The organism is Chroococcidiopsis sp., from assembly GCF_051657925.1.
GTDB lineage: Bacteria > Cyanobacteriota > Cyanobacteriia > Cyanobacteriales > Chroococcidiopsidaceae > Chroococcidiopsis.
Window position 1 is genome coordinate 1 of the sequence record NZ_JBOFLP010000354.1, and the last position, 8,347, is coordinate 8,347.

Consider the following 8,347-nt stretch of genomic DNA (forward strand, 5'->3'; position numbering starts at 1 on the left):
ATCTTCCTTTTGGGGGATACATAGATCCTGAAGGTAGAATATGCGAGAAATTGGTTCGGAGCGGCGCGATCGCAAGTTAGATCTGGCGGCTCATGCTGCATGGCTCTATTACATAGCTGGAAATACCCAAGAAGAGATCGCAGCAAAGCTCAGCGTGTCTCGGCAAGCGGCACAACGCCTGATTGCGCTGGCAGTGAGTGAAAAGCTGATCAAATTTCGACTCGATCATCCCTTGAGTGAATGCATTGCTCTAGCTGAAGCGCTACGCGATCGCTTCAATTTGTCGCTTTGCGAAGTCGTACCGAGTGACGCGGGAAGTGGCGATGCATTCAACGGTATTGGCGTGCGTGCTGCTAGCTATTTAGAAACGTATCTTATTGCAAAAACGCCTACAGTATTGGCATTTACTTCAGGGCGAACATTGCGATCGATGGTGGAGCAGATCCCGTCCATGGATCAACCGCAGCATAAGATTGTCTCCATTATTGGCAATATGTCTCACTACGGACGGGCGGGTCGTCATGAAGTTGTGATGCATTTATCGGATCGGGTTGGTTCGCAAGCCTATCCAGTCCCGACTCCGGTTGTAGCAACCAGTGTTGAAGAACGGGAACTGTTGCAAACGCAGCGATCGTTCATCGCCGTCAAAACTCTTGCCGAGCAAGCCAAGGCAACGTTTGTCGGTATCGGTCAGATTGTTTGGAATGCCCCATTACATCAAAATGGCTTTATTAACGATGACGAGGTAGCTGAATTAGTCGAACTGGGTGCAGTGGGGGAGATTGCAGGCTGGGCGTACGATCGCCACGGAGTTTTGCTGCAACAGGGAACGAATAGCCGTGTCGCCAGCGTACCGTTGGAACAACCAGTACAAAGGCTTGTAATTGGTGTAGCAGGCGGCATGAAAAAAGCAGAAGCCATTTTAGCTGCTTTACGCGGCAAGTTAATTACAGGGTTAATTATCGATGAAGCAGCTGCTCAAACAATTCTTGGCAAAATCTGAATTGGTTAATAAAAAAGCGATCGCCTTCATAATTTAAAAAGAACGCGATCGCCCAACCAACAACCAACAACCAACAACCAATAACTAAATATCCCGTTCGCTCAATTCGCGAGTCATGTGATCGAACGGTTCATCGATAAAAGCTGTATTTTCTACGCCAGCTGCTACTGCTTGTGCCTTGACAATGTCCTTCATCATTTGGATACCGCGCACGGTAGGACCAATTGGTACACCCAGAGAATTATAAGTCTCCCGCAAGCCTTGTAGTACGCGCTCGTCTAGCACATCCATGTTGCCAGCTACCAGCGCGTAAGTCGCATAGCGTAGGTAATAATCCATATCTCTCAAACAAGCGGCATAGCGCCGCGTTGTATAAGCATTACCACCAGGACGAATCAATTCTGGCTGTTCGGCAAATAATTGCGAACCAGCCTGCTTGACAATTGATGCAGCATTTGAGTTGACTGTTGCAGCTGCTTGAACCCGTGCCGTTCCAGTGTCAAAGTAGGACTTGAGCCGTTCTAAGGCAGTGCGATCGAAGTACCGTCCTGCCACGTCGTAAGTCCCAATTAAGCTTGTTATTGCATCCCGCATTTGATTGCTCTCCGAATTTTTCCTATCTGTGGTTTGATATTGTTGAGCTAAGGAATTGCACTTGTTAACAACTGACCGTGCCACCTCAAGCTTGAAAGCCTACAAGCAAACCATTGCTCTTTAAGGATTTTAAGCTAAATTTGACCCCGATGAGAAACCATCCATGCGTCCCAATTAATACAGCTTGTTAAGGAATAACTAATATAAGCCTCCAGGCAGACGTTTTGTCATTTAAACTACAAAATTGCCTTCACTCTCTTTCTAGGATGATTCAAATGTGGCAAGATCTGGCTTCCAGCAAACCACATCGCGGCAGCAAGCTGAGAGTGCAGCTGAGAGTGCAATAGTTCCATTCAGTCATTGGCAGATTAAGGAGTCACCATGCCCGAAACCGCACAAGAAGTCTTGAAGATGATTCAAGATCAGAACATTCAAGTCATCGATCTAAAATTCATTGACACGCCTGGAATTTGGCAGCATTTGACGGTATACCAAAACCAAATTGAAGAAAGTAGCTTCACCGACGGCGTAGCCTTCGATGGTTCTAGTATTCGCGGTTGGAAAGCCATTAATGAATCAGATATGGCAATGGTTCCCGATCCAAAAACAGCTTGGATCGATCCATTTATGGCAGAACCGACTCTAAGCCTAATCTGTAGCATTGTTGAACCTCGTACGGGAGAGCCTTACGCCCGCGATCCTCGCTCTATTGCTCAAAAAGCCCTAGACTACCTAATCTCCACAGGCGTCGGTGACACAGCCTTTTTTGGTCCAGAAGCCGAGTTTTTCATTTTTGATGATGTCCGCTTCGACCAAAATCAGCACGAAGGATACTACCACGTAGATTCCATTGAAGGGCGTTGGAATACAGGTAGAAAAGAAGAGGGTGGCAACCTGGGCTACAAACCCCGCTACAAAGAGGGATATTTCCCAGTTGCGCCAACAGATACATCTCAGGATATGCGGACTGAGATGTTGCTGACAATGGCTAAGTGTGGAGTACCGATTGAAAAGCACCACCATGAAGTCGCAAGCGGTGGACAGTGCGAACTTGGTATCCGGTTCGATACTATGATTAGGTCGGCTGATAATTTGATGATTTATAAGTACGTCATCAAAAATGTTGCTAGAAAGTATGGCAAAACTATCACCTTTATGCCAAAGCCAGTGTTTAACGACAATGGCTCGGGGATGCACACCCACCAATCAATTTGGAAAGATGGGCAGCCTTTGTTTGCAGGTGATAAGTATGCTGGATTAAGTGAAATGGGGCTGCATTACATTGGTGGTATCCTCAAGCACGCTCCTGCACTTTTAGCTTTAACCAATCCCACAACTAATTCTTACAAGCGCTTAGTACCTGGGTTTGAAGCGCCTGTAAACCTTGCCTATTCCCAAGGTAACCGCTCTGCTTCCATCCGCATTCCGCTATCTGGAACCAATCCCAAAGCTAAACGGCTAGAGTTCCGTTGTCCAGATGCAACGGCTAACCCCTATCTAGCCTTTGCTGCTATGCTTTGCGCTGGACTGGACGGGATTAAGAATCAGATCGACCCCGGCGAACCCTTAGACGTGGATATCTACGACTTGTCTCCAGAAGAGTTAAGCAAGATTCCTTCCACTCCAGGCTCGTTAGAAGACGCTCTAGAAGCATTGGAAAAAGATCATGAATTCTTAACGTCAACTGGAGTATTCACGGAAGATTTCCTCCAAACCTGGATTGCTTACAAGCTTGATAACGAAGTTAACCCGATGCGGTTGCGCCCCCATCCTTATGAATTTGCCCTCTACTACGATTGCTAGAACGTTACATGCAACGCCTCTACATCGCTAAATGAGTTTTCAGCCACCAGATCGCGGGTGGCTTTTTTCATGCAGTAAGCACGCATTACCAACGTCCAAAAATTTTTCATCAAAAATCTCCAGACCTATCGAAAGATTTAGGAATTTCTCGTTACACTTATTTACAATAAATTAAAGATTAGGTAAAGACCGACTCAAAACCGATCCCAGCAACTATCTATGGCTGACACTTTAACAAAACTGACATATCAAACTTTTCAGCAGAGCAAAAATTACTTCGGACTCGCTCACAAGATACTCAGCACGCGGTTGATGAGCCTCGTTTCGCCGAGCGATCGCAAGTCCAAGCCTTTGCCTCTAGACGTGTTGCAGAAAATTCACCAGCGTTACGAACGTCTGTTAGAAGTAGACTGGCAAGATGCCGAGGCAGGACTATATCCCCACAATATACTGTTCGATAACCCTTGGGATGAATTTTTCCTCTACTATCCGGCTGTATGGTTCGATTTGCCGCAAATTTGGGAAAGAGCCAAACAAAAAAACTACCAAGATTTCGACCCCAATTTAGAGACTGCTGGCTATCCCAGCTACTACCTGCAAAATTTCCACCATCAAACGGGCGGCTATTTAAGCGATTTGTCAGCCAATCTCTACGATTTACAAGTGGAAATCTTATTTGGTGGTTCGGCTGATGCCATGCGGCGGCGGATTCTCGTACCCTTAAAGCAAGGATTGAGTGCTTTTGACGATGTACCCGCTAGCCAAATTAAGGTTCTCGATATTGCTTGCGGTACTGGTCGTACCTTAAAAATGATTCGCGCCGCTTTACCCAAAGCATCGCTATTCGGTACAGATTTATCCCCAGCCTATTTGCGCAAAGCCAATCAGATGTTGTCTCAAATTCCTGGGGAACTACCGCAACTGCTGCAAGCTAATGCTGAAGAGTTGCCATATATGGATAACTACTTCCACGCTACGACCAGCGTATTCTTATTCCACGAACTGCCAGCAGTCGCACGGCAGCGAGTTATCGAACAAGCCTTCCGAGTCACCAAACCAGGTGGCAGGTTTATCATCTGCGACTCAATTCAGATGAGCGATTCTCCAGAAATGGAGCCAGCAATGACAGGCTTCTACGAAACCTTCCACGAGCCATACTACAGACATTACATGACAGATGACTTAGTAGAGCGTTTAGAAAAGGCAGGTTTTGAGAATGTCACCACTGAAGTCCAATACATGAGTAAGGTATTGATAGCACGTAAACCTGCTTAGAGGAATTCGGGGCTAGGGGTTAAGGTTGCTACTAGGTAGTCTCTCCTTGTGGTTCAAAGTCTTTGATTTCAACTAAAAGACTTTGGCTTACTCCCTAGCTTTCTAGCTTTGGACACCAGGCTTCTAGATCGCTGCTCAAGTTAAGATTTATTGCTAAGCAAGGGCAACGACTACCCTTAAAAGCGATAAATTGGGTCTAGATGACCTCAACGTTATGAGAAAAGATTTCTATGACGAGCGATCGACCCGATCCGGCAACGGTAGTAAGTGACTCTATGTCTAGCGAAGAAATCCTTGAAGAGTTAGTTGAAGGTACTGGCATTAACCATGTAGAGGTGATCGAAACTGTCATTGCCAGCTTGCAGCAAGATGAAAGTGCAATGGTCAGTCATACTCAGAATAGCTATTTATGGAAGTTTAAGTACGGTAGCGTTGAAGTCTTCGTGCAACTAACCGGACAAACCGATGAAGACACGTTCAAAGTTTGGTCTGCGGTATTAAAATTACCCAGCAAAAACGATGCTGGCTTAATGCGGCGATTACTAGAAATGAACTGGTCTGATACCTTTGAAGCCAGTTTTGGTATCTTTGAGGAGCAAATTGTAGTTTTGTCTACCCGCACTGTAGCAGAACTTTCTGCTGGCGAAGTATCCCGCCTGGTTACAGTCGTAGCTACGATCGCCGATGATAATGACGAGGCTCTACAACAAGAATTTACTTAACAGTTATCGGTGAAGAAAGGGAGCAGGGAGCAGGGAGTAGGGAGAATTACTTTTGACTTTTAACTTTTGACTTTTAACTTTTGGCGGTTAATTCCTCACCTAGAAGCACCAGGAACAGTCCAAATGGCGATCGATCGCTATCTGGTCGAGCAGCATCAATTAGGTCTAATGCCTGCTACATTAAGGTTTTACAGCTGGTTGCCGCCAGCAATTTCTCTTGGCTACCATCAACATCAGTATCCCGATCGCTGGCAAAATTTAATTTGGAATGGTAAAGCGATCGATTTGGTACGCCGTCCAACGGGGGGTAGAGCAGTTCTACATCAAGGCGATTTAACCTATGCTGTGGTGATGTCAGGATTATCTGGGAGTCGCACTCAGGCATACCAACAAATTTGTGAATTTCTGATTCAGGGGTGGCGATCGCTCGGCATCCAGCTACGTTATGGTACGGCTGGGCGAGGGTACATTCATAACCCTAACTGCTTTGGTACGGCAACAGGAGCAGATCTCGTTTTGGAGGATGGGACAAAATTAATTGGTAGCGCTCAACTAAGGCGGGGTGATGTTATTCTTCAACATGGTTCGATGCGGCTGGAGCCAGATGAGGAGTTGTTTGCTGAAGTATTTGGTAAAGATGTTTTTGCTCCAGTAAAACTACCTCTGAATCTACACAAGGAAGAGTTAGCCAGAACAGTTATGAATGCCTTAGTTGCATCTGCCAAAAGTTATTTTCAGGCTGAATTTGTCGTACAACCGCTATCCGATCGAGAATGGGAAAAAGTATATCTGTATTGCAATTAAAGATATTAAACAACGCATTTTTTTCTTCCCTGCTCCCTGCTCCCTACTCCCTACTCCCTGCTTCTCGTGAAAGTTAAAGATATTGGCGAACAAGGCTTATTAGAGCGGTTGCAGCGTTTTTGTCCGGCAGAAATTATCGGTGATGATGCAGCCGTAATATCATCATCGCCAGAAAAATCTCTGGTGGTAACCACAGACATGCTAGTGGATGGGGTACATTTTAGCGATGCTACCACTAGTCCAGAAGATGTGGGGTGGCGATCGACTGCGGCTAACCTTTCTGACTTAGCTGCAATGGGGGCTAAACCGCTCGGAATTACGGTTGCCTTGGGATTACCTGGTGAGGTTCCTGTTGAGTGGGTAGAACGCCTCTACAAAGGCATGGATGAATGTTTGAAACTACATCAAACTCCGATTGTAGGGGGAGATGTCTGTCGTTCTCCAGTTATTACAGTTTCGATTACAGCTTTTGGCGAAGTGGAGCCAAACCAGACGATTTATCGCAATACAGCGCAAGTTGGAGATGCGATCGCCATCACAGGCTTTCATGGTGCTTCTCGTGCTGGTTTAGAATTGCTCATACATCCAGAAATCGGGCAAAATCTGAGCGATCGCGATCGCCAATTTCTCATCCGATCGCACCAACGCCCCAAACCCCGCTTAGACGTTTTGCCTATTTTGCAAGAAATTCTATCATCCGATCCTTCACAACCTCACAAACGCACAGCCGTGCGCCCCTACGACACCCTACACCCCACACCCTACACCCCACACCCTATTTCCGGTATGGACAGCAGCGATGGTTTAGCCGATGCGATCGTCCAGATTTGCGAAATGAGTGGTGTTGGTGCGAGGATCGATCGCGATCGAATTCCGATTCCTCCAGCTTTGTCTAATTTAGTTACCGCAGAACAGGCTATAGAATGGGCTTTGTATGGCGGCGAAGATTTTGAGTTAGTTCTGTGTCTACCTCAACAACCAGCTGAAGCCCTGATCGAACATTTGGGTGAAGGAGCGGCAATTATCGGCGAAATTACCGCAGAATCGGCGATCGTACTAGGCGATCGCACTAACAAAAACCCCGACCGGATTCTCAACCGCGATCGGGGGTTTCAACATTTTTAATCGTCAATGGTCATTAGTCATCTATCATTTGCTTTTAACTAATGACCAATGACTAATGACTAATGACAAATTCCTATTTCCAATCTCTAGCAACTAACTCAGCTAGATCTAATACCCGTTGGCTGTAGCCCCATTCGTTGTCATACCACGCCATGACTTTCACCATGTCGTTACCCATAACGAGTGTCAAGCTGGAATCAACGATAGAAGAAGCATCGTGACCTTGATAATCGGAAGATACTAGTGGTAAGTCGCTATATGCCAGAATCCCTTTGAGGGAGCCTTCAGCAGCTTCCTTCAACGTGGAATTGACTTCTTCAGCAAAAGTTGGCTTTTCAACCTGAGCAACCAAGTCTACCATCGAGACGTTAGGAGTAGGAACGCGCAAAGCAACACCGTTCAGCTTACCTTTCAAGTCTGGTAGTACCAAAGCCACTGCTTTAGCAGCACCAGTAGATGTAGGAACGATGTTCATAGCTGCGGCTCTTGCCCGTCTGACATCGCGGTGGCTGGCATCGAGTAATCTTTGATCCCCAGTGTAGCTGTGGGTGGTGGTCATCGTGCCTTTGATGATGCCGAATTTTTCGTGCAGCACTTTGACGATGGGCGCTAAGCAGTTCGTGGTACAGCTAGCATTGCTGATGATTGTGTGCGTTTCATGCGCGTATTCGTGATGGTTTACGCCATAGACAAACGTACCATCATCATTTTTACCTGGAGCCGTGATCAGCACCTTCTTTGCACCAGCGTTCAAGTGTTTGGTTGCCCCTTCCCGACTGGTGAATACACCTGTCGATTCGATAATGAGATCGATATCCCAGTCTTTCCAAGGCAAGTTCTCTGGATTGCGATCGGAGGTGCATTTAACCGTCTTACCCTTGACGATAATCGAATTTTCATCTGCGCTGATGTCGATGCCTTTTAAAGTCCCCAACATGGTGTCATACTTCAGCAGATGAGCGTTGGTCTTCGGATCGGAAGTATCGTTGATCGCGACTATTTCGATATCGCTGCTGTCTCT

General features: G+C 46.4%; 8 protein-coding genes. 6 read left to right on the forward strand and 2 right to left on the reverse strand.

What is annotated here, in order from left to right; all coding sequences use genetic code 11:
- The first annotated feature begins 40 nt into the window (after nucleotides 1-40).
- Nucleotides 41-1,003 carry a sugar-binding transcriptional regulator gene (locus ACRC32_RS28335; RefSeq protein WP_438557110.1) on the forward strand — a complete coding sequence of 321 codons (963 nt, stop codon included), beginning with the start codon at nucleotides 41-43 and terminating at the stop codon, nucleotides 1,001-1,003.
- Between the two features lie 84 nt (nucleotides 1,004-1,087).
- On the opposite strand, the gene apcB is transcribed toward ACRC32_RS28335, so the two are convergent.
- On the reverse strand, nucleotides 1,088-1,597 hold the full coding sequence (apcB, locus tag ACRC32_RS28340; RefSeq protein ID WP_015156653.1) for an allophycocyanin subunit beta: 510 nt from the start codon (nucleotides 1,595-1,597) through the stop codon (nucleotides 1,088-1,090).
- A gap of 381 nt (nucleotides 1,598-1,978) precedes the next feature.
- On the opposite strand from apcB, the gene glnA reads away from it, so the two are divergent.
- The 5 genes from glnA (at nucleotide 1,979) to thiL (ending at nucleotide 7,326) form a co-directional block, all read left to right on the forward strand.
- Nucleotides 1,979-3,400 (forward strand): type I glutamate--ammonia ligase, encoded by a 1,422-nt coding sequence (gene glnA, locus ACRC32_RS28345; protein WP_438557111.1) that lies wholly within the window; start codon nucleotides 1,979-1,981, stop codon nucleotides 3,398-3,400.
- Between the two features lie 219 nt (nucleotides 3,401-3,619).
- Nucleotides 3,620-4,675 (forward strand): class I SAM-dependent methyltransferase, encoded by a 1,056-nt coding sequence (locus tag ACRC32_RS28350; protein WP_438557112.1) that lies wholly within the window; start codon nucleotides 3,620-3,622, stop codon nucleotides 4,673-4,675.
- Between the two features lie 230 nt (nucleotides 4,676-4,905).
- A complete protein-coding gene (locus ACRC32_RS28355; RefSeq protein ID WP_438557113.1) occupies nucleotides 4,906-5,397 on the forward strand; it encodes a YbjN domain-containing protein in 492 nt (163 codons plus the stop codon).
- Nucleotides 5,398-5,520: 123 nt separating this feature from the next.
- Nucleotides 5,521-6,201: a lipoate--protein ligase family protein gene (locus tag ACRC32_RS28360; protein ID WP_438557116.1), complete on the forward strand. Its 681-nt coding sequence runs from the start codon at nucleotides 5,521-5,523 to the stop codon at nucleotides 6,199-6,201.
- Between the two features lie 66 nt (nucleotides 6,202-6,267).
- A complete protein-coding gene (thiL, locus tag ACRC32_RS28365; RefSeq protein WP_438557114.1) occupies nucleotides 6,268-7,326 on the forward strand; it encodes a thiamine-phosphate kinase in 1,059 nt (352 codons plus the stop codon).
- A gap of 73 nt (nucleotides 7,327-7,399) precedes the next feature.
- Here the strand turns inward: thiL and ACRC32_RS28370 are convergent.
- On the reverse strand, nucleotides 7,400-8,347 hold a 948-nt coding region (locus ACRC32_RS28370), incomplete at its 5' end, for a type I glyceraldehyde-3-phosphate dehydrogenase (protein WP_438557115.1).

Coding starts and splice junctions, on each gene's coding strand:
- ACRC32_RS28335 (WP_438557110.1), top strand. CDS start 41: ATGCGAGAAATTGGTTCGGAGCGGCGCGATCGCAAGTTAGATCTGGCG.
- apcB (WP_015156653.1), bottom strand. CDS start 1,597: ATGCGGGATGCAATAACAAGCTTAATTGGGACTTACGACGTGGCAGGA.
- glnA (WP_438557111.1), top strand. CDS start 1,979: ATGCCCGAAACCGCACAAGAAGTCTTGAAGATGATTCAAGATCAGAAC.
- ACRC32_RS28350 (WP_438557112.1), top strand. CDS start 3,620: ATGGCTGACACTTTAACAAAACTGACATATCAAACTTTTCAGCAGAGC.
- ACRC32_RS28355 (WP_438557113.1), top strand. CDS start 4,906: ATGACGAGCGATCGACCCGATCCGGCAACGGTAGTAAGTGACTCTATG.
- ACRC32_RS28360 (WP_438557116.1), top strand. CDS start 5,521: ATGGCGATCGATCGCTATCTGGTCGAGCAGCATCAATTAGGTCTAATG.